Annotated in this window: 22 protein-coding genes; 12 read left to right on the top strand and 10 right to left on the bottom strand. The window is 37.8% G+C overall.

All coding sequences use genetic code 11. The features are described from left to right. Positions 1 to 43 precede the first annotated feature (43 nt). The 9 genes from ccmI to ccmA form a co-directional block, all read right to left on the bottom strand. Positions 44 to 961, bottom strand: coding sequence for a c-type cytochrome biogenesis protein CcmI (ccmI, locus tag DQN49_RS06050; RefSeq protein WP_006996559.1), 918 nt, complete (start codon positions 959 to 961; stop codon positions 44 to 46). After that, positions 962 to 1,423, bottom strand: a complete 462-nt coding sequence (locus DQN49_RS06045; protein ID WP_006996560.1) for a cytochrome c-type biogenesis protein — start codon at positions 1,421 to 1,423, stop codon at positions 962 to 964. Further along, a complete protein-coding gene (locus DQN49_RS06040) occupies positions 1,423 to 1,968 on the bottom strand; it encodes a DsbE family thiol:disulfide interchange protein (protein WP_006996561.1) in 546 nt (181 codons plus the stop codon). Before DQN49_RS06040 ends, DQN49_RS06045 begins: the two co-directional genes overlap by 1 nt. 139 nt (positions 1,969 to 2,107) lie before the next feature. Beyond that, positions 2,108 to 4,054, bottom strand: coding sequence for a heme lyase CcmF/NrfE family subunit (locus tag DQN49_RS06035; protein WP_006996562.1), 1,947 nt, complete (start codon positions 4,052 to 4,054; stop codon positions 2,108 to 2,110). Further along, on the bottom strand, positions 4,051 to 4,572 hold the full coding sequence (gene ccmE, locus DQN49_RS06030) for a cytochrome c maturation protein CcmE (RefSeq protein WP_006996563.1): 522 nt from the start codon (positions 4,570 to 4,572) through the stop codon (positions 4,051 to 4,053). Before ccmE ends, DQN49_RS06035 begins: the two co-directional genes overlap by 4 nt. Beyond that, positions 4,569 to 4,772: a heme exporter protein CcmD gene (gene ccmD / locus DQN49_RS06025; protein ID WP_006996564.1), complete on the bottom strand. Its 204-nt coding sequence runs from the start codon at positions 4,770 to 4,772 to the stop codon at positions 4,569 to 4,571. The genes ccmE and ccmD overlap by 4 nt, the downstream gene beginning before the upstream one ends. Before the next feature lie 105 nt (positions 4,773 to 4,877). After that, positions 4,878 to 5,642 carry a heme ABC transporter permease gene (locus DQN49_RS06020; protein ID WP_006996565.1) on the bottom strand — a complete coding sequence of 255 codons (765 nt, stop codon included), beginning with the start codon at positions 5,640 to 5,642 and terminating at the stop codon, positions 4,878 to 4,880. A 60-nt stretch (positions 5,643 to 5,702) separates the two neighbouring features. After that, positions 5,703 to 6,368, bottom strand: coding sequence for a heme exporter protein CcmB (gene ccmB / locus DQN49_RS06015; protein WP_006996566.1), 666 nt, complete (start codon positions 6,366 to 6,368; stop codon positions 5,703 to 5,705). A gap of 4 nt (positions 6,369 to 6,372) precedes the next feature. Continuing rightward, positions 6,373 to 7,011, bottom strand: coding sequence for a cytochrome c biogenesis heme-transporting ATPase CcmA (ccmA, locus tag DQN49_RS06010; protein ID WP_006996567.1), 639 nt, complete (start codon positions 7,009 to 7,011; stop codon positions 6,373 to 6,375). A gap of 248 nt (positions 7,012 to 7,259) precedes the next feature. Between ccmA and sodA the strand changes: the two genes are divergently transcribed. The 12 genes from sodA to pnuC all read left to right on the top strand — a co-directional run bounded on the left by sodA (position 7,260) and on the right by pnuC (position 16,390). Further along, the gene (gene sodA / locus DQN49_RS06005; RefSeq protein ID WP_006996568.1) at positions 7,260 to 7,907 is read left to right on the top strand and encodes a superoxide dismutase [Mn]; all 648 of its coding nucleotides are present in this window, start codon (positions 7,260 to 7,262) and stop codon (positions 7,905 to 7,907) included. Positions 7,908 to 8,298: 391 nt separating this feature from the next. Then, positions 8,299 to 9,093, top strand: a complete 795-nt coding sequence (gene mlaF / locus DQN49_RS06000) for a phospholipid ABC transporter ATP-binding protein MlaF (RefSeq protein WP_065246970.1) — start codon at positions 8,299 to 8,301, stop codon at positions 9,091 to 9,093. Then, positions 9,090 to 9,875, top strand: a complete 786-nt coding sequence (mlaE, locus tag DQN49_RS05995; RefSeq protein WP_005669891.1) for a lipid asymmetry maintenance ABC transporter permease subunit MlaE — start codon at positions 9,090 to 9,092, stop codon at positions 9,873 to 9,875. Before mlaF ends, mlaE begins: the two co-directional genes overlap by 4 nt. A 10-nt stretch (positions 9,876 to 9,885) precedes the next feature. Next, positions 9,886 to 10,386, top strand: a complete 501-nt coding sequence (gene mlaD, locus DQN49_RS05990; protein ID WP_006996571.1) for an outer membrane lipid asymmetry maintenance protein MlaD — start codon at positions 9,886 to 9,888, stop codon at positions 10,384 to 10,386. A 32-nt stretch (positions 10,387 to 10,418) separates the two neighbouring features. Next, entirely contained in the window at positions 10,419 to 11,063 is a 645-nt protein-coding gene (gene mlaC / locus DQN49_RS05985; protein ID WP_006996572.1) for a phospholipid-binding protein MlaC, read from the top strand. A gap of 10 nt (positions 11,064 to 11,073) precedes the next feature. Beyond that, positions 11,074 to 11,391: an STAS domain-containing protein gene (locus tag DQN49_RS05980; protein WP_006996573.1), complete on the top strand. Its 318-nt coding sequence runs from the start codon at positions 11,074 to 11,076 to the stop codon at positions 11,389 to 11,391. A gap of 20 nt (positions 11,392 to 11,411) precedes the next feature. Next, positions 11,412 to 11,669: a BolA family protein gene (locus DQN49_RS05975; RefSeq protein WP_005690750.1), complete on the top strand. Its 258-nt coding sequence runs from the start codon at positions 11,412 to 11,414 to the stop codon at positions 11,667 to 11,669. Between the two features lie 10 nt (positions 11,670 to 11,679). Then, on the top strand, positions 11,680 to 12,954 hold the full coding sequence (murA, locus tag DQN49_RS05970) for a UDP-N-acetylglucosamine 1-carboxyvinyltransferase (protein WP_006996574.1): 1,275 nt from the start codon (positions 11,680 to 11,682) through the stop codon (positions 12,952 to 12,954). A 299-nt stretch (positions 12,955 to 13,253) separates the two neighbouring features. Then, positions 13,254 to 14,027 carry an amino acid ABC transporter substrate-binding protein gene (locus DQN49_RS05965; protein WP_005651725.1) on the top strand — a complete coding sequence of 258 codons (774 nt, stop codon included), beginning with the start codon at positions 13,254 to 13,256 and terminating at the stop codon, positions 14,025 to 14,027. After that, positions 14,011 to 14,727 (top strand): amino acid ABC transporter permease, encoded by a 717-nt coding sequence (locus tag DQN49_RS05960; RefSeq protein ID WP_006996576.1) that lies wholly within the window; start codon positions 14,011 to 14,013, stop codon positions 14,725 to 14,727. The genes DQN49_RS05965 and DQN49_RS05960 overlap by 17 nt, the downstream gene beginning before the upstream one ends. A gap of 9 nt (positions 14,728 to 14,736) precedes the next feature. Then, complete coding sequence (locus tag DQN49_RS05955) at positions 14,737 to 15,504, top strand: amino acid ABC transporter ATP-binding protein (RefSeq protein WP_006996577.1); 768 nt, start codon at positions 14,737 to 14,739, stop codon at positions 15,502 to 15,504. 175 nt (positions 15,505 to 15,679) lie between these two features. After that, positions 15,680 to 16,390, top strand: a complete 711-nt coding sequence (gene pnuC, locus DQN49_RS05950; protein WP_006996578.1) for a nicotinamide riboside transporter PnuC — start codon at positions 15,680 to 15,682, stop codon at positions 16,388 to 16,390. 118 nt (positions 16,391 to 16,508) lie between these two features. Here the strand turns inward: pnuC and pyrG are convergent, their stop codons facing one another. After that, positions 16,509 to 18,146: a glutamine hydrolyzing CTP synthase gene (gene pyrG, locus DQN49_RS05945; RefSeq protein WP_006996579.1), complete on the bottom strand. Its 1,638-nt coding sequence runs from the start codon at positions 18,144 to 18,146 to the stop codon at positions 16,509 to 16,511. Between the last annotated feature and the right edge of the window lie 127 nt (positions 18,147 to 18,273).

Here is an 18,273-nt window from a genome sequence, read left to right as displayed (position 1 = left end):
ATAACTTTTCGCACTATATCAAAAAATCTTATAACGTACAAGGTTATTTTTCGGGAGTGATACTTTTTGATTTTTCTTCATTTTGAGCTTCTAAAGCATCACGCGCGGCACGAATACTTTTTTCAATTAATGGAACTCGCTCATCACCTTTCGGCATTAAGCGTAGCATCATCGCCCAAGTCACTGCCGCCATTTTATAATCTCCCGTTTCAAAATAACGGAATGCGAGTAAACTCAATGCTTCAATATTAGTGTGTTCTTGACGAATCACTTCACGCAATAAATTGCCACCTTTAAGTTTATCAGTCGCGTCTTCAGAAAACATCAATACACGCGCATAACCTAATTTATATTGCACATTATCTGGTTCAAGTTTATTAGCCTTTTGATAGCTATCGAATGCCAAACGAGCATCACCTAAATTCATCCCAATTTGACCGAGCATCCACCATTTTTTGGCATCAGTTGGATTTTTTTGCAAATCGATTCGAAGTGCGGTAGAAAATTGCTGCATTTCTGTATCAGAAAATGGATTTTTATCTTCATCTTTCATTCGGTCAAAGAAATAGGGCAATTTCGCATAAGTTTGCTCTAACATCGATTCGGCTTGCCAAGATCCCACCATAAAATAAGAAGGACCTGCGATAATTCCTAACGCTAATACACCAGAGATAAACCAAATTTTTCCATAAGATTTGCCAGAATAATCCACATTCTCTTGAACCTTGCTCGGAACATCATCAAGCAAAGTTTTCTGTAATTCTTGTTTAAGTTGCTCAACATTTTCAACTAAACCTTGGGAATTATCTTGCTCAATTTCTTCCAAGCGCGAGAAATATAACGCCTTATTTAAATCATCACGTTTTTGCCCATGTTTCGCTTTGAATTGACGTAATAAAGGATAAAAACAAATTAACGCCACAACTAAAGTGGTTAAGATAAAAATTAATGTAAAATTCATCTATTTATCCTTGTTTAATAATTCTGCCAAACGTGCATTATCTTCATCCGTTAAAATCTCTTGGGATTTCACCGCACTTTGGGTTTTAGGTTTGCGTCTTAATAAAAACACCACGCCTAACAACACAAGCAATAATGGCGCAATCCATAGCACTAATGTACTCGCTGTTATAGGAGGATCATAGGTTACAAAATTGCCGTAGCGAGCCACCATATAATCCACTACGTCATTTTTCGATTTACCTTCTTGTAAAAGCTCAAATACTTTGCCACGCATATCCACTGCGATAGTCGCATTGGAATCCGCAATATTGTTATTTTGACATTGAGGGCAACGCAAAGATTGTGTTAATTGGTGGTAATCACTCTCTTGCTGTGGAGAACTAAAATTTAATGCATCAATAGCTGAAAACGCCGCTGAGCTAAACAAAAGTGCGGTCAAAAATAGCCATGTTTTTTTCATTATTGTTGCTCCGAAAGTTTGTCATAAATTGGTTTTAAAGTCTGAGTCCAAACTTTTTCGTTTACATCTCCAGCATAACGATAATGAATCACACCTTTTCCATCTACAATGAACGTTTCTGGCGCACCATATACCCCTAAATCCAAACCGAAAGAACCTTTTTCATCTTTTAAAACAACTTGATAAGGATTGCCAAGATCTTTTAGCCACTTCATTGCTTTAGGTGATTCATCTTTATAATCTAAACCAATAATTCTCACACCCTCTTTAGCAAGTTTGTTTAAATATTGATGTTCTGCATAACAAGTCGGACACCAAGTCGCCCATACGTTAAGCAAAACTGGCTCACCTTGTTGAAACAATTCGTTCGTGTAAGCTTTATTTTCAAACAACTCCGTCAAATTTTTTGCTGGCACAGGCTTTCCAACCAAAGCTGACTCTAATGCTTTAATATCTTCACCTTGCGCATTGCGTTTTAATTGCACTAAAAAGGCAATTGTTATTGATAAAAAGAGAATAAGAGGAACGAGTAATTTTTTTTTCATTTTTTACCGCACTTTTTCATTAACTTTGCTCCACCCATTTATGGGGGGAGCTGTCGCGAAGTGACTGAGGGGGATATCGTAATCCCCCTTCCGCCCTTCGGGCACCTTCCCCCGCAAGCAGGGGAAGGCAAGAATAAAATTATTTCTTCAACAACACATTAAACCGATAGCGTCGATCGAACATGCACAACAATCCACCTAACGCCATAAATAAGCCGCCAATCCAAATCCAGCGAATAAATGGCTTGTAATATAAGCGTAACGCCCAAGAATTATCCTCAAGTTTTTCGCCAAGTGCCACATAGAGGTCACGAGTTAAACCACCTGCAATAGCGGCTTCCGTCATAGACATCCGACTTACTGTGTAAAAACGTTTTTCTGCGAATAAACTTGCCTCTGGTTGCCCATCTTTCGAAATATCAATTTGCGCTTTTCCACCAACATAATTTGGACCATTTTCATCCGTCACACCAACGAATTTAAAATCGTAACGACCAATTTGTGCGTTCTCGCCAACTTTCATTCTCACATCACGTTCTACGCTAAAGTTTTGGCTAAATGCGATCCCCCAAACAGTCATAGCTACGCCTAAGTGAGCTAACATCATTCCCCAATGAGAACGAGATAGTTTGCGTACGCCAACAAAGAATGATTCACGATGCGTCGCACGTTGTTGCAATTCATAAAGCGCAAGTAACGCGATAATCACGGTCATCATTGAACCAAGCACTGAACTCACGGTAATTTTATCTTGCAAGAAATAAGGTAGTGCAAAACCTGCAATCAGCATAACAAATACGCTGATAACAACAGGCGTACGAATTGCAGAAAATTGGTCTCTACGCCATTTCACTAAAGGTCCAATACCAAGCAATAATGCAAATGGTGTCATAATAATTAAGAACATTTGATCAAAGAATGGCGCACCAATAGAAATAGAGCCTAAACCCAGTTGTTTATGAACCAGTGGTAACAACGTTCCTAAGAATACAACGCAAAGTGCGGTCATTAATAAGATATTATTTAATAACAACATACTTTCACGTGAATAGCGTTCTGCATTATCACGAGAACGAATTTGACTGCCTTTATACGCATAGAGCGCAAGCGAACCGCCAATTACCACAACGAGGTAAGCCAAAATATACAAACCACGAGTTGGATCCGATGCAAATGCGTGAACTGAAACTAAGATACCAGAACGAACTAAGAACGTGCCGAGCAGACAAAGTGAAAAGGCTAAAATCGCAAGTAATACCGTCCAAGCTTTGAAAGAACCACGTTTTTCTGTCACAGAAAGAGAGTGAATCAATGCAGTACCAGCAAGCCACGGCATAAACGATGAGTTTTCTACTGGATCCCAGAACCACCAGCCCCCCCAGCCAAGCTCATAATAAGCCCACCAAGAACCGAGTACGATACCTAAAGTTAAAAACACCCAAGCAGCAAGCGTCCAAGGACGTGACCAACGCGCCCAAGCTGAATCTAATTTTCCAGTCATTAAGGATGCTATCGCAAACGCAAATGCCACCGAAAAACCCACATAGCCCATATAAAGTAATGGAGGGTGGAAAATCAAGCCTACATCTTGCAACATTGGGTTAAGTTCTTTTCCATCTACTGGGAAATCTGGGAAAGTACGCGTGAAAGGATTTGAGGTAAACAAAACGAACAATACAAAACCGACGCTAATAATCCCCATAATACCAAGCACGCGAGCAACCGCTTCTTGGGGTAAATGTTTACTCAATAAAGCAACGGCAAATGACCAAACCGCCAGTAACCAAATCCACAGTAACAAAGAGCCTTCATGGGAACCCCATACCGCAGATAAACGATAATAAATGGGTAAAGTAGTATTAGAATTATTTACAATATATTGCACGCTAAAATCATTGACTGCGAATAAATAAAATAGCGCAGCAAAAGCAATGCTTAGGCTTGCAAATAAACCATAAGTCATTGGGCGAGCTAATGCCATTAATTGTACATTGCCCTTTTCCGCCCCCCACAAAGGGAAAATCGCCAACATAAGCGATACAGCTAAACTTAAAGCCAGCGCATAATTTCCTAATTCAGCAATCATTTTGCGCCTTCTTTTTCTTGACGATCACGCTCACTTTCGCCTTTTAAATCTGCTGCCTTAATCCCCATTGGTTTATGTACTTTTTGCATGTTTTCGCCTAATTCTGGCGGCACATAATTTTCATCGTGTTTAGCCAATACTTCTGTCGCGCTTAAAACCGCTGACTGAGTTAATACGCCTTGAGCCACAATCCCCTGCCCTTCACGGAAAAGATCTGGCAAAATGCCTTCATATTCAACAGTGATCGCAGGACCAATATCATTTAAATCGAACCGCACTTTTAAGCTTTTTGGATCACGCACTACCGTGCCTTCAACCACCATACCGCCAACACGAATACGCTGCCCCACTTCAGGTTTTTGATTCGGATTATTATCCTTACCTTGAATCACTTCAGATGGCGTATAAAACAAGTCGATATTTTGACGTAATGCATACAGCATCAATCCACTTGCAATAGCAATGCCAAGCACAACAAAAATGACTAATTTAAATCTGGATTTACGTCTTGGATTCATAGTGTGTTCCCCTTATTTGCTTGTTGTAAACGTTCTTCGCGTTGTTGCTCACGCAATACATTTTGTAACACTGTTGTGCGTTGTTTTACACTTTGAACAATTAAGGCAATAACTGCCACTAAACTTACTGCATAGGATAACCATACGTAAAAACCGTAGCCACCCATATTAAAAAAATCACTCCAAGTTTGGAAAAACATAAAATATTCCTTATTTTTTACCCTAGGGTAGGTATACCCTAGGTTAGTAAAAGTACTACCCTTTTAAGGTAGATTAAACGTTCCCCAAAGGGGAATCATTTTATATTAACCGTGAGTATACCTACCCACGGAATTAGATACGTTCGCAAGTGCTTTAACCCAAGGACGTTTTGCATCTTCTTTCAATAATTCCACGCGATAACGAACTAAAGTAAGCCAAATATACAAGGTCAAAAAACCGAAGATACATAAAATTAATGGAACCAACATTGGAATTGCAATGGATGGTTTTTCAAATTTGGTAATACTAGCCCCTTGATGTAATGTGTTCCACCACTCCACCGAAAAATGAATAATCGGTAAAATCACGACCGTTGTAATGCATAAAATCCCCGCCGCTTTTGCGCCTACGTTACGATCTGAAAAAGCAGAATAAAGGGCTAAGATACCAAGATAAAGAAAGAATAAAATCAATTCTGCAGTTAAGCGAGCATCCCACACCCACCAAGTACCCCACATTGGTTTCCCCCAAATTGCCCCCGTAACAAGCGATAAGAAAGTAAACAATGCACCAATTGGCGCCATTGCAATCATTGCGAGATGAGCTTGCTTAATTTGCCACACTAGGGCAACCACAGCTGCAATCGCCATTGAACCGTACACACCCATTGACCAAATCGCTGTCGGCACATGTACATACATAATTCGGAAACTATTGCCCTGTTGGTAATCTGCTGGGGCGAATGCTAACCCCCATACAATGCCAACACCGAGTAAGATAAGCGTTAAAAATGCAAATAACGGACTCAATTTACCGCAAATACGATATTGAGTTTCTGGTTTTGCATAAGGATGTAACCTCTTCCACATAAAAAAGATCCTTAAAAATTAAAGAGAAAAACCACCGCACTTTTATACGATGAAATAAAATTAATTATCTAAACTAATTCGCAACGCTGCCGCGATAGCAAAAGGCGAAAGCGTTACTGCACCAACCATCATGGCACCTAAAATCGCCAGTTGTCCCCCATAAGGCACATTTAATCCTGCTGCTTCTAGTATTGATGAAGCAAAAATTAAAACAGGAATAAACAACGGAACAACAAGCAAACTCAACAACACGCCACCTTTTCGCAATCCCACCGTTAAAGCCACGCCAATAGCACCGATACAACTCAATACAGGAGTGCCCAGTAACAATGTCAAAACCAATGCCCACCAAATATTGACCTCAAGAGAAAGTAACAAAGCCGCAATAGGCGATAATAAAATAAGCGGCAAACCAGTGAGCAACCAATGTGCAACGACTTTAGCCAAAGCTGTCATTGGTAAAGGCTGTGCGATTAACATTAATTGTTCAAGAGAACCATCAATAAAATCATCGCGGAATAAACGCTCAAAAGAAAGCAATGCTGAAAGTAATGCAGCTACCCATGCGATACCCGGTGCGATACGGGAAAGTAATTTAGGCTCTGGCCCAATAACAAGCGGAAACAAAGTAATCACAAGCAAAAAGAACCATAGCGGATTTAAAATCTCCGCATTTTTGCGCATCGCAATTTGAAGTTCTCGTTTAATTATCTCTAAAAAAATCATTAAGTTATTCCGCTTTATAAGCCGCTAAATTCAATTTTTGCAGATGAGAACTTGGCACTTCTTGGTGGCTGGTTAACAACACAATACCACCTCGTTGAGCATGCTCATCAAAAAGTGCGGTTAGAATTTCCACGCCTTTTTTATCAATCGCAGTAAAGGGCTCATCTAAAATCCATAAGGGCGCTTGAGACAGCCATAAGCGACCTAACGCGATACGTTTTTGTTGTCCTGCAGAAAGTTGCGCGGCAGGCAAATCTTCACGACCTAGCAATCCCACTTTCTCAAGCAAATCCCACAACATATCGGTGTTTTGTTCAGCTTGACTAATTCGTTGATAAAACTGCAAATTTTTCCACGCCGTTAGCTCTGGTTTAACGCCTGAAAGATGTCCTAAATAAAGCAAATTCTGATGATACTGTTCACGTTGTTTAGAAATTGCTTCAGCATCCCACCGCACTTCGCCTTCTAAAGGTTGGGCTAAACCAGCAAGAATACGTAACAAGCTCGTTTTACCTATGCCGTTATGCCCTTCAATTTGTACAAAATCACCGCTATTAAAATCGCAAGTCAAAGCACGAAAAAGTACGCGTTCACCACGTTGGCAGGATAAATTTTGCAGATATAACTTGTGTTGCTCAAACATAATTACAGAGGGAAAATAGAAAGTGGCGGTATTCTAATATTTGATGAAATTTTCGCAACTCAAACGCATAACTCTTTAGAAGTAGATTGATAGATTTATTGATTTAAAACAAAATTTAATAAATTCACTTTTTAAAAAAGGAAAAACATTTAATGATCTAAATCAATTTTTTTGCTATTATTTGCTCAATTTTGGTTATAGACCAAAACCTCAACGAAATCTGTTTTTAACAATAGAAGGAATACATTATGTCTTACACTCTCCCTGAATTAGGCTATGCCTATAATGCCTTAGAACCACATTTTGATACGCAAACAATGGAAATCCATCATAGTAAACACCACCAAGCTTACGTAAACAATGCAAATGCTGCATTAGAAGGTTTACCCGCTGAATTAGTAGAAATGTGTCCGGGTCATTTAATTTCTAACCTTGATAAAATTCCTGCAGAAAAACGTGGAGCATTACGTAATAATGCTGGTGGCCACACAAACCACAGTTTATTTTGGAAAAGCTTGAAAAAAGGTACTACTTTACAAGGCGCATTAAAAGATGCGATTGAACGTGATTTTGGTTCTGTAGATGCATTTAAAGCAGAGTTTGAAAAAGCAGCAGCAACTCGTTTCGGTTCAGGCTGGGCATGGTTAGTATTAACCGCTGAAGGTAAATTAGCCGTTGTATCAACAGCAAACCAAGATAACCCATTAATGGGTAAAGAAGTGGCAGGTTGTGAGGGTTTCCCACTTTTAGGTTTAGACGTTTGGGAACACGCTTACTACTTAAAATTCCAAAACCGCCGTCCAGACTACATTAAAGAATTCTGGAATGTGGTAAACTGGGATTTCGTTGCAGAACGTTTTGAACAAAAAACAGCTCACTGTAACTGTGCAAAATAATAAACATAGGAAAACCTAGCAAAAGCTAGGTTTTTCTGCTTTCCTCTCTATAACTTTTCTTTTGCAATCTTTTTTATCAAATCTGTATCTTTTACAGGCTTATTATTTATAGGCATTTATCAATGTTATTTTCCATAAACAAAGTATTATTAAAATTCAATAAATAATGAAGAAATGTAAAGCTTCTTTAGTGAGGTCAAAAAGAATGTTACTATGGCAAAATTTTAAGTTATTAAAAATAGAATTTATCACTATTTTTATGACCACATTAAAGTTAAGCCAAAGAAATGTGTTGCTATAAATAACAAAACTTAATCTTTAAATTAAACGAATCTAACTTTTTAAGGTCATATAAAACTGATTGAACTTTTTATTTATAAACGAGATTTTAATGAATCAAAATCTAATTGAAGTTAAGAATCTCACCTTTAAACGCGGTGATCGCGTGATTTACGATAACCTGAATTTGCAAGTAAAAAAGGGAAAAATCACTGCGATCATGGGGCCGTCGGGGATTGGTAAAACCACCTTACTTAAATTGATCGGTGGGCAACTAATGCCAGAGCAAGGTGAAATTTTGTTTGATGGACAAGATATTTGTCGTCTATCTAATCGTGAACTGTACGAAGTACGCAAGCGGATGGGGATGTTATTCCAATCAGGTGCGCTTTTTACGGATATTTCTACTTTTGATAATGTCGCCTTTCCAATTCGTGAACATACGCATTTGTCTGAAAGTTTAATTCGTCAAATCGTGTTGATGAAATTGGAGGCGGTTGGGTTGCGAGGCGCTGCCGCATTGATGCCTTCAGAACTTTCCGGTGGTATGGCTCGTCGAGCTGCATTAGCGCGTGCTATTGCGCTTGACCCTGATTTAATTATGTTTGATGAACCATTTACTGGGCAAGATCCGATTAGTATGGGCGTAATTTTAAGCCTGATTAAACGATTAAATGAAGCGTTAAATTTGACTTCTATCGTCGTGTCACACGATGTGGAGGAAGTATTGAGTATTGCAGATTATGCCTATATTATTGCAGACCAAAAAGTCATCGCAGAAGGAACATCTGAGCAGCTTTTACAAAGCCAAGATCCGCGAGTGGTGCAATTCTTAAAAGGTGAATCTGATGGCCCTGTGCGCTTTAACTACCCAGCGCAAGATTATATGAAGGAATTGTTTGAATGATCGTCAATTTTATTTCTGCTTTAGGAAAACAGGTGATCGACTTTTTCCGTGCATTGGGGCGAGCAGGCTTTATGTTATTTGGCGCATTGATCGGCAAGCCACAAATTCGTAAGCATTTTCCTTTGCTTGTGAAGCAAATGCATGTTTTAGGTGTCCAATCGTTACTCATTATTTTGTTGTCCGGTTTATTTATTGGAATGGTATTAGGACTACAAGGTTATGTCGTATTAGTTGATTTTTCTGCTGAAACAAGTTTAGGTCAGTTGGTGGCACTTTCTCTTTTGCGAGAATTAGGGCCTGTTGTTACCGCACTTTTATTTGCTGGTCGAGCAGGTTCTGCATTGACGGCTGAAATAGGCTTAATGAAAGCCACTGAACAACTTTCTAGTCTTGAAATGATGGCTGTTGATCCTTTACGTCGAGTGATTGCACCACGTTTTTGGGCAGGTGTCATTTCTATGCCAGTTTTGTCAATCTTGTTTATTGCAATTGGTATTTGGGGCGGTTCCTTAGTTGGTGTGGATTGGAAAGGTGTTGATTCAGGCAGCTTTTGGTCTGTTATGCAAAATTCCGTGAGTTGGAGCTATGATATTTTAAATGGCTTTATTAAAGCGGTTTTCTTTGCTGTAGCCGTAACTTGGATTGCGCTTTTTAATGGTTATGATTGTATGCCAACATCAGAAGGTATCAGTCAAGCTACAACACGAACAGTTGTGCATGCATCTCTTGTTGTTCTAGGATTAGATTTTATTTTGACTGCTATTATGTTTGGCGCAGGTTAAGGATTTTTTTATGAGACAAACAATTAAATATGAATTTTGGGTCGGGTTATTTTTATTACTTGGTATTGGTGCCTTAGTTTTTTTAGGTTTACGCGTAGCTAATGTACAAGGTTTTGCTGAGACGAAATCTTATACCGTGACGGCAATTTTTAATAATATTGGCGGACTAAAAGTGCGCGCACCACTAAAAATTGGAGGCGTAGTAATTGGGCGTGTGAGTGCTATTACGCTTGATGAAAAAAGCTATTTACCAAAAGTAAGTATTGCGATTAATCAAGAATATAATGAAATCCCAGAAAACAGTTCTTTATCAATTAAAACATCAGGTTTATTAGGTGAGCAATATATTGCCTTAACAATGGGTTTTGATGATGGAGATACAGCAATGCTTAAAAATGGTAGCCAAATTCAAGACACTACATCAGCTATGGTATTGGAAGATTTAATTGGACAATTCTTATACGGAAGTAAAAAATCAGACGGCAATGAAAAATCAGAATCCGCAGAATAATAGGTTAAATTTTATAAATTAGGAGATTGACAATGAACCTTACTCAACTAAAAAAATGGTTTACTATTTTAACTTTCGTATTAACCGCACTTTTGGTTACACGAACAGCTATTGCAGAAACAAGTCCTTATGTTTTAATGCAGCAAGCGTCAGATAAACTATTTTCTGATATACAAGCTAATCAAAGTAAAATTAAACAAGATCCAAATTATTTACGTACTATTGTTCGTAATGATTTATTGCCTTATGTAAACTTAGAATATGCAGGTTCTAAAGTATTAGGTTCATACTACAAATCAACCTCTACAGAACAACGAGAAAAATTTTTCAAGACTTTTGGTGAATTGATTGAGCAAAAGTACGCACAAACATTAACAAATTATTCTAATCAAAAAATTCAAATTGAATCAGAAAAAGAATTAGGCGATAACAATTTTGTAAATATTCGCGTAAGTGTTATTCAAACTAATGGCGTTGCTCCGATCCTATTAGATTTTAAATGGCGTAAAGGCAATAAAAGTGGGGAATGGAAAGCCTACGATATGGCAGCAGCAGGCGTAAGTATGCTGGAAGATACGATAAAAAATTGGGTTGGTATTTTAAACAAACAAGGTATTGATACATTAATCACAAAGATGCAGCAATCTGCCTCACAACCTATAATTTTCAATCAATAAATGAATAACTATGCTAAATTGGGATTTGCAAAAAAATAATGATAAAATAACGCTCTTTTTGTTTGGGGAACTATCTCGCAGCACCTTGTTACCAATGTGGCAGCAACGTGGCGTTTTTTTGTCAGAAAGTACACTTGATAAAACTATTGTTGAATGGAATTTATCTGGTCTTCAGCATATTGATTCAGCTGGTTTTACAGTGCTTTGTGATTTTTTACGAGAGTGTCAAAAGATTAACAAAACAGTACGATTAGTTTATCCACCAAAACAATTATTAACCCTAGCAGATCTTGTTGGTTTATCTGATTGGATCGCAAATTTTACATAGCTTACTTAAACGGAAATCCAATGGAACTTCAAAAAATTGAAAAAATTTTAAAAGACACGCTAAATATCGTAGAAGTCTATGCACAAGGTGAAAATGCACATTTTGGTGTAATTGTAGTGAGTGATGAAATTGCTGCACTATCTCGTGTAAAACAACAACAAACGATTTATGCCCCTTTAATGCCTTATTTTAGCACTGGTGAAATTCACGCTCTAACCATCAAAACTTATACCGTAGAAAAATGGAAACGCGATCGTGCATTAAACCAGTTTAATTAAGGATTTAAAAATGGATAAATTTCGTGTTTATGGGCAATCTCGTTTAAGTGGAAGTGTGAATATTTCAGGCGCAAAAAACGCCGCACTTCCAATTCTTTTTGCGGCTATTTTAGCTACAGAACCTGTTAAATTGACAAATGTTCCCGAACTTAAAGATATTGAAACAACTTTAAATATTTTGCGTCAATTAGGCGTAATTGCAAATCGTGATGAAACTGGTGCAGTTTTATTAGATGCCTCTAATATCAATCATTTCACTGCACCTTATGAATTGGTTAAAACTATGCGTGCTTCAATTTGGGCATTGGCACCTTTAGTCGCTCGTTTCCATCAAGGTCAAGTCTCATTACCTGGAGGTTGTTCTATCGGAGCTAGACCTGTTGATCTCCACATTAGCGGTTTAGAAAAATTAGGTGCGGACATCGTTCTTGAAGAAGGATATGTAAAAGCACAAGTATCAGATCGTCTTGTTGGAACTCGAATTGTAATAGAAAAAGTAAGTGTAGGCGCAACTTTATCTATTATGATGGCCGCAACCCTTGCGAAAGGTACGACTGTTATTGAAAACGCCGCTCGTGAACCTGAAATTGTAGATACTGCAGATTTCCTTAATAAAATGGGTGCAAAAATATCTGGTGCAGGTTCTGATCACATTACGATTGAAGGTGTTGAACGTTTAACTGGTTGTGAGCACAGTATTGTGCCAGATCGTATTGAAACAGGTACATTCTTAATTGCCGCAGCAATTTCAGGCGGTCGTGTTGTTTGCCAAAATACTAAGGCTGATACTTTAGATGCGGTGATCGATAAACTCCGTGAAGCTGGTGCGCAAGTTGATGTAACTGAAAATAGCATTACTTTAGATATGCTTGGTAATCGCCCTAAAGCAGTGAATATTCGTACTGCACCACATCCAGGGTTCCCAACTGATATGCAGGCTCAATTTACTTTATTAAATATGGTGGCAGAAGGTACAAGCATTATCACTGAAACGATTTTTGAAAATCGTTTTATGCATATTCCTGAATTAATTCGTATGGGTGGTAAAGCTGAAATTGAAGGGAATACAGCGGTATGTCACGGGGTTGAACAATTGTCTGGCACAGAGGTAATAGCGACAGATTTACGCGCTTCAATCAGTTTAGTGCTTGCAGGTTGTATCGCAACGGGAGAAACCATTGTAGATCGTATTTATCATATCGATCGTGGTTATGAACATATCGAAGCTAAATTACGTGGCCTAGGTGCGAAAATTGAACGTTTTTCTGGAAGTGATGAAGCGTAATTAGATACGCTGCTTTTCTATTAGACATTACAAGTTTATTTATAATCTTAAATTTCTATTAATGCCTTTCTTTAGAAAGGCATTTTTTTACTGAAATTTTATAAGAGTAGATTGATTGCATTGTTTAGAAACGTATTTTTCTACAAGAAAGTGCGGTCGATTATTTTCTTATTTTGATAGTAAGCACTTATATCAATTTTTTATAACTAAAATTCATAAACCATAAATAAATAATCTTTTTTTTCATAAGTTTGGTTTTTATAATCACGCTTAGACAAACACAACACAAGGAAGAAAAAATGAAAAAATTACTTTTTACGACCGCACTTTTAACTGGAGCTATTGCTTTCTCAACTTTTTCTCACGCAGGCGAAATTGCCGATCGTGTTGAAAAAACTAAAACTTTATTAGTCGGAACAGAAGGGACTTATGCACCATTTACTTTCCATGATAAAAGTGGAAAATTAACAGGCTTTGATGTAGAGGTTATTCGTAAAGTTGCTGAAAAGCTCGGTTTGAAAGTGGAATTTAAAGAAACACAATGGGATGCAATGTATGCGGGGTTAAATGCAAAACGTTTTGATGTGATAGCAAACCAAACTAACCCAAGCCCAGAGCGTTTAAAAAAATACAGTTTCACAACGCCTTATAATTATTCTGGTGGGGTGATTGTAACAAAATCATCGGATAACAGTATTAAATCATTTGAAGACTTGAAAGGTCGTAAATCTGCGCAATCTGCAACAAGTAACTGGGGTAAAGATGCAAAAGCTGCAGGTGCGCAGATTCTTGTAGTGGATGGTTTAGCACAGAGCTTAGAGCTTATTAAACAAGGCCGTGCAGAAGCAACAATTAATGATAAATTGGCTGTATTAGATTATTTTAAAAAACACCCAAATTCTGGTTTAAAAATTGCTTATGATCGTGGGGATAAAACTCCGACTGCCTTTGCTTTTTTACAAGGTGAAGATGCATTGATTACAAAATTTAATCAAGTACTTGAAGCACTTCGCCAAGATGGTACATTAAAACAGATTTCAATTGAATGGTTTGGTTATGATATTACTCAATAATTGGTTGGCGAGTCTTCCATTTATGAGTGCAGAACGAGCTGATTATGTAATCAGCTCGTTTTGGCCTATGTTGGAAGCAGCAATTTTATACACATTGCCATTGGCAGTCATTTCTTTCTTCTGTGGTTTGCTTATTGCAGTGATTGTTGCCGTAATTTGTACTCTTCCTCATCCAAATTTTATGACTAAACTTTTGCAAAGTATTGGTCGTGCTTATATTTCTATTATTCGTGGTACGCCAATGCTTGTGCAGATTTTTATTATTTTCTATGGATTGCCTGAAGTCGGCATTAAACTTGAGCCCTTCCCAACTGCAATTATTGCCTTCTCAGTCAATATCGGTGCTTATGCTGCAGAAACTGTGCGTGCATCAATTATTGCGATCCCAAAAGGACAGTGGGAGGCTTCTTATGCTATAGGAATGAATTATCAACAGGCATTTATTCGCACGATTATGCCGCAAGCATTACGCATTTCAGTCCCTTCTCTTTCTAACACTTTTATTAGCACAGTGAAGGATACCTCTTTGGCTTCTTTAGTATGGATCGCAGAGTTATTTCGCGTCGCACAAAATATCACGGCGGAAAATTATGAATTTATTTTGATTTATAGTGAAGCAGCACTGATTTATTGGGTTTTCTGTTTTGTATTGTCTATTGGTCAAATGCGTTTAGAAAAACGCCTTTCTCGTCACTTGTAAGGATTGTCTATGCTAAAAGTAAGTAATATTCAGAAAAACTTTAATGGCAATCATGTGTTAAAAGGCATTGATTTTGAAATTAATAAAGGCGAAGTGGTTGCAATTTTAGGTCCTTCTGGTTCTGGAAAAACCACCTTTTTACGTTGTTTAAACTTGCTTGAACGACCAGAGCAAGGCATTTTGGAATTTACTGATGGCAGTCTAAAAATTGATTTTAGCCAGAAAATTAGTAAAGCAGATGAATTGAAGTTACGCCGGTGTTCGTCAATGGTCTTTCAGCAATACAATTTATTCCCTCATCGTTCTGCCCTTGAAAATGTTATGGAGGGAATGGTTGTTGTGCAAAAACAAGATAAAGCTCAAGCTCGTGAAAAAGCACTTAGTTTGCTAGAAAAAGTAGGGCTTAAAAATAAAGCGGATTTATTTCCATCCCAACTTTCTGGCGGTCAGCAACAGCGAGTGGGGATTGCTCGGGCCCTTGCGGTAAAACCTGATATTATTTTATTAGATGAACCTACATCGGCATTAGATCCTGAATTGGTGGGCGAAGTGTTACAAACACTAAAAATGCTCGCCCAAGAAGGTTGGACAATGATTATTGTTACTCACGAAATGCAGTTTGCGAAAGATGTCGCGGATCGTGTGATTTTAATGGCGGATGGATATATTGTAGAACAAAATACAGCAGATAAATTCTTCACTTGCCCACAACACGAGCGCACTAAACAGTTCTTGTTACAAGCAAAAATACCACTTGAGCTTGATTATTATATTTAAAGTGCGGTCAATTTTTAGAGCGTTTTTTGAAACAAACTCAATAATGGATAATGTAGGCTTTAATTAAAACGTGATGGATTTCACAACTTTAGAATTAAATGCTTCTACACCTTTACATTACCAATTCACTATGCAAGAATGCTCACGTTAAAATTTAAGTCAATAGGAGTAAATAATGACTTTGGCAGCGCGTTTAAAACGAGAATTTGTTTCTGGTTGGAAACCTTTTGAGGTGGTTTGGCTTGCGCTTTTTATTATTGCGCAAATTTGGGCTTATGATGTACAAACACCTGATTCTTGGTTAGCAATGATTTCTGGTATTTCTGGTATTTTGTGTGTGGTATTGGTAAGTAAAGGTAAAATTAGTAATTATTTCTTTGGATTGATTTTTGCCTATACTTATTTTTATGTTGCTTGGGGATCGAATTTCTTAGGTGAAATGAACACCGTACTTTACGTATATTTGCCCTCTCAATTTATTGGTTACTTTATGTGGAAAGCCAATATGCAAAATAGCGATGGTGGAGAAAGCGTGATTGCCAAAGCGTTAACTGTTAAAGGATGGGTGACATTAATTGTTATGACTACGGTTGGTACTTTGCTTTTTGTTCAAGCATTACAAGCGGCTGGTGGTAGTTCAACAGGTTTAGATGGTCTAACTACAATTATTACGGTTGCGGCACAGATTTTAATGATTTTGCGTTATCGTGAACAATGGTTGTTATGGATTGGATTAAATATTCTTTCTATTTTCTTATGGGCAGAGACACCTGCAATATACTTAATGTATTCAGCCTACTTACTTAACTCGTTGTATGGTTATTATAACTGGACGAAATTAGTTAAGCGTACTAACCTAAATATAAAAACAGTAAATAGCTTATAAAAACCCCCCGTTAAATGATAAATTTAACGGGGATTTTTTTACTTCAAAAACATCAAGTTATATCATAACCAAATAAAAATATTTCATTTTTTTACCGCACTTATTGCAGAACCAAGAATTACTTCACAGATTTTTTGTGATTTTCATAGGCTGCTTTTACAAAGCCTGCAAACAACGGATGACCATCACGAGGCGTAGAAGTAAATTCTGGATGGAATTGGCAAGCGACAAACCAAGGATGATTTAGCACTTCGATAATTTCTACCAATTTTTTATCTGCAGATAATCCAGTTACTTTCAATCCTGCTTTTTCAATTTCTGGAAGCAAGGTATTGTTCACTTCATAGCGATGACGATGACGCTCTTCAATGGTTTCTTTGCCATAAAGCTCGCGAGCGCGGCTACCTGATACCAAATGACATTGTTGTGCGCCTAAACGCATTGTTCCGCCAAGATCTGATTCATCGGTACGCACTTCAGTATTACCCTCCGCATCTTGCCATTCTGTGATTAATGCCACCACAGGTTGTTCACAATCTTTATCAAATTCAGATGAATTGGCTTTAGTTAAACCCGCTACATTACGTGCATATTCAATCAACGCGATCTGCATACCTAAGCAAATACCCAAGTAAGGAATTTTGTTTTCTCGTGCATATTGTGCGGTACGAATTTTACCCTCTACACCACGATAACCAAATCCACCTGGAACAAGAATGCCATCAACGCCTTTTAATACTTCAACACCTTTGGTTTCAACATCTTGGGAATCAATATATTTAATGTTTACACTTAAACGGTTCGTTAAACCTGCGTGCTTTAAGGCTTCATTTACTGATTTATAGGCATCGGGTAACTCAGTGTATTTACCTACCATACCGATGGTTACTTCTCCCACTGGATTGGCTTGCTTGTAAAGCACTTGTTCCCATTCAGTAAGATCTGCTTCAGGGCAAGTTAAACGGAAACGTTCACAGACAAAATCATCTAAACCTTGAGATTTTAATAATGCGGGGATTTGATAAATTGAATTCACATCTTTTAATGAAATGACTGCACGTTCTGCAACATTACAAAATAAAGCAATTTTCGCACGTTCATTTGGTGGAATCATACGATCTGAACGGCAAATCAACACATCGGGTTGAATACCAATAGAAAGCAATTCTTTTACCGAATGCTGGGTTGGTTTAGTTTTTACTTCACCCGCCGTTGGGATGTAAGGCACCAAGGTTAAATGCATAAATAACGTATGTTCACGACCAACTTGAACGGCTAATTGACGTAATGCTTCTAAGAATGGAAGTGATTCAATATCCCCAACAGTGCCGCCCACTTCAACAATCACAACGTCGTGACCTTGAGCACCAGCAATAACGCGATCTTTAATTTCATTAGTGATATGTGGAATCACTTGAATTGTTGCACCAAGATAATCGCCACGACGCTCTTTACGTAATACTTCAGAATAAATTTTACCTGTAGTGAAGTTATTACGTTTGGTCATTTTCGTGCGGATGAAACGCTCATAATGACCTAAATCTAAATCTGTTTCTGCGCCATCTTGAGTAACGAAAACTTCCCCGTGTTGGGTTGGGCTCATCGTACCAGGATCCACATTAATATATGGATCTAACTTCATAATGGTTACGTTTAAACCACGTGCTTCTAAAATTGCCGCCAATGATGCTGCCGCAATGCCTTTACCTAACGATGAAACCACACCGCCAGTGACGAAAATATAATTTGTAGCCATAGGGAACCTAATCTGTATTGGGATATAAATGATTATAGCTAATCATCTTACAGACAAAATCAACCAAAAGTGCGGTCAAAAATCAAAGATAATTAGCTATCAAAGACGGGACGGTAGTTTACCTGAT

Origin of the sequence: Haemophilus aegyptius, assembly GCF_900475885.1 — a bacterium.
GTDB lineage: Bacteria > Pseudomonadota > Gammaproteobacteria > Enterobacterales > Pasteurellaceae > Haemophilus > Haemophilus influenzae.
Note: the sequence above shows the minus strand (reverse complement) of the source record. Positions and strands in the feature narration are given on the sequence as shown.

Coding starts and splice junctions, on each gene's coding strand:
- ccmA (WP_006996567.1), bottom strand. CDS start 7,011: ATGTTTGAGCAACACAAGTTATATCTGCAAAATTTATCCTGCCAACGT.
- murA (WP_006996574.1), top strand. CDS start 11,680: ATGGATAAATTTCGTGTTTATGGGCAATCTCGTTTAAGTGGAAGTGTG.
- mlaD (WP_006996571.1), top strand. CDS start 9,886: ATGAGACAAACAATTAAATATGAATTTTGGGTCGGGTTATTTTTATTA.
- pyrG (WP_006996579.1), bottom strand. CDS start 18,146: ATGGCTACAAATTATATTTTCGTCACTGGCGGTGTGGTTTCATCGTTA.
- ccmD (WP_006996564.1), bottom strand. CDS start 4,772: ATGTTTTTCCAAACTTGGAGTGATTTTTTTAATATGGGTGGCTACGGT.
- DQN49_RS06020 (WP_006996565.1), bottom strand. CDS start 5,642: ATGTGGAAGAGGTTACATCCTTATGCAAAACCAGAAACTCAATATCGT.
- ccmE (WP_006996563.1), bottom strand. CDS start 4,572: ATGAATCCAAGACGTAAATCCAGATTTAAATTAGTCATTTTTGTTGTG.
- DQN49_RS06035 (WP_006996562.1), bottom strand. CDS start 4,054: ATGATTGCTGAATTAGGAAATTATGCGCTGGCTTTAAGTTTAGCTGTA.
- mlaE (WP_005669891.1), top strand. CDS start 9,090: ATGATCGTCAATTTTATTTCTGCTTTAGGAAAACAGGTGATCGACTTT.
- DQN49_RS05960 (WP_006996576.1), top strand. CDS start 14,011: ATGATATTACTCAATAATTGGTTGGCGAGTCTTCCATTTATGAGTGCA.
- DQN49_RS05980 (WP_006996573.1), top strand. CDS start 11,074: ATGCTAAATTGGGATTTGCAAAAAAATAATGATAAAATAACGCTCTTT.
- DQN49_RS06045 (WP_006996560.1), bottom strand. CDS start 1,423: ATGAAAAAAACATGGCTATTTTTGACCGCACTTTTGTTTAGCTCAGCG.
- mlaC (WP_006996572.1), top strand. CDS start 10,419: ATGAACCTTACTCAACTAAAAAAATGGTTTACTATTTTAACTTTCGTA.
- DQN49_RS05975 (WP_005690750.1), top strand. CDS start 11,412: ATGGAACTTCAAAAAATTGAAAAAATTTTAAAAGACACGCTAAATATC.
- pnuC (WP_006996578.1), top strand. CDS start 15,680: ATGACTTTGGCAGCGCGTTTAAAACGAGAATTTGTTTCTGGTTGGAAA.
- ccmB (WP_006996566.1), bottom strand. CDS start 6,368: ATGATTTTTTTAGAGATAATTAAACGAGAACTTCAAATTGCGATGCGC.
- sodA (WP_006996568.1), top strand. CDS start 7,260: ATGTCTTACACTCTCCCTGAATTAGGCTATGCCTATAATGCCTTAGAA.
- mlaF (WP_065246970.1), top strand. CDS start 8,299: ATGAATCAAAATCTAATTGAAGTTAAGAATCTCACCTTTAAACGCGGT.
- ccmI (WP_006996559.1), bottom strand. CDS start 961: ATGAATTTTACATTAATTTTTATCTTAACCACTTTAGTTGTGGCGTTA.
- DQN49_RS05965 (WP_005651725.1), top strand. CDS start 13,254: ATGAAAAAATTACTTTTTACGACCGCACTTTTAACTGGAGCTATTGCT.
- DQN49_RS06040 (WP_006996561.1), bottom strand. CDS start 1,968: ATGAAAAAAAAATTACTCGTTCCTCTTATTCTCTTTTTATCAATAACA.
- DQN49_RS05955 (WP_006996577.1), top strand. CDS start 14,737: ATGCTAAAAGTAAGTAATATTCAGAAAAACTTTAATGGCAATCATGTG.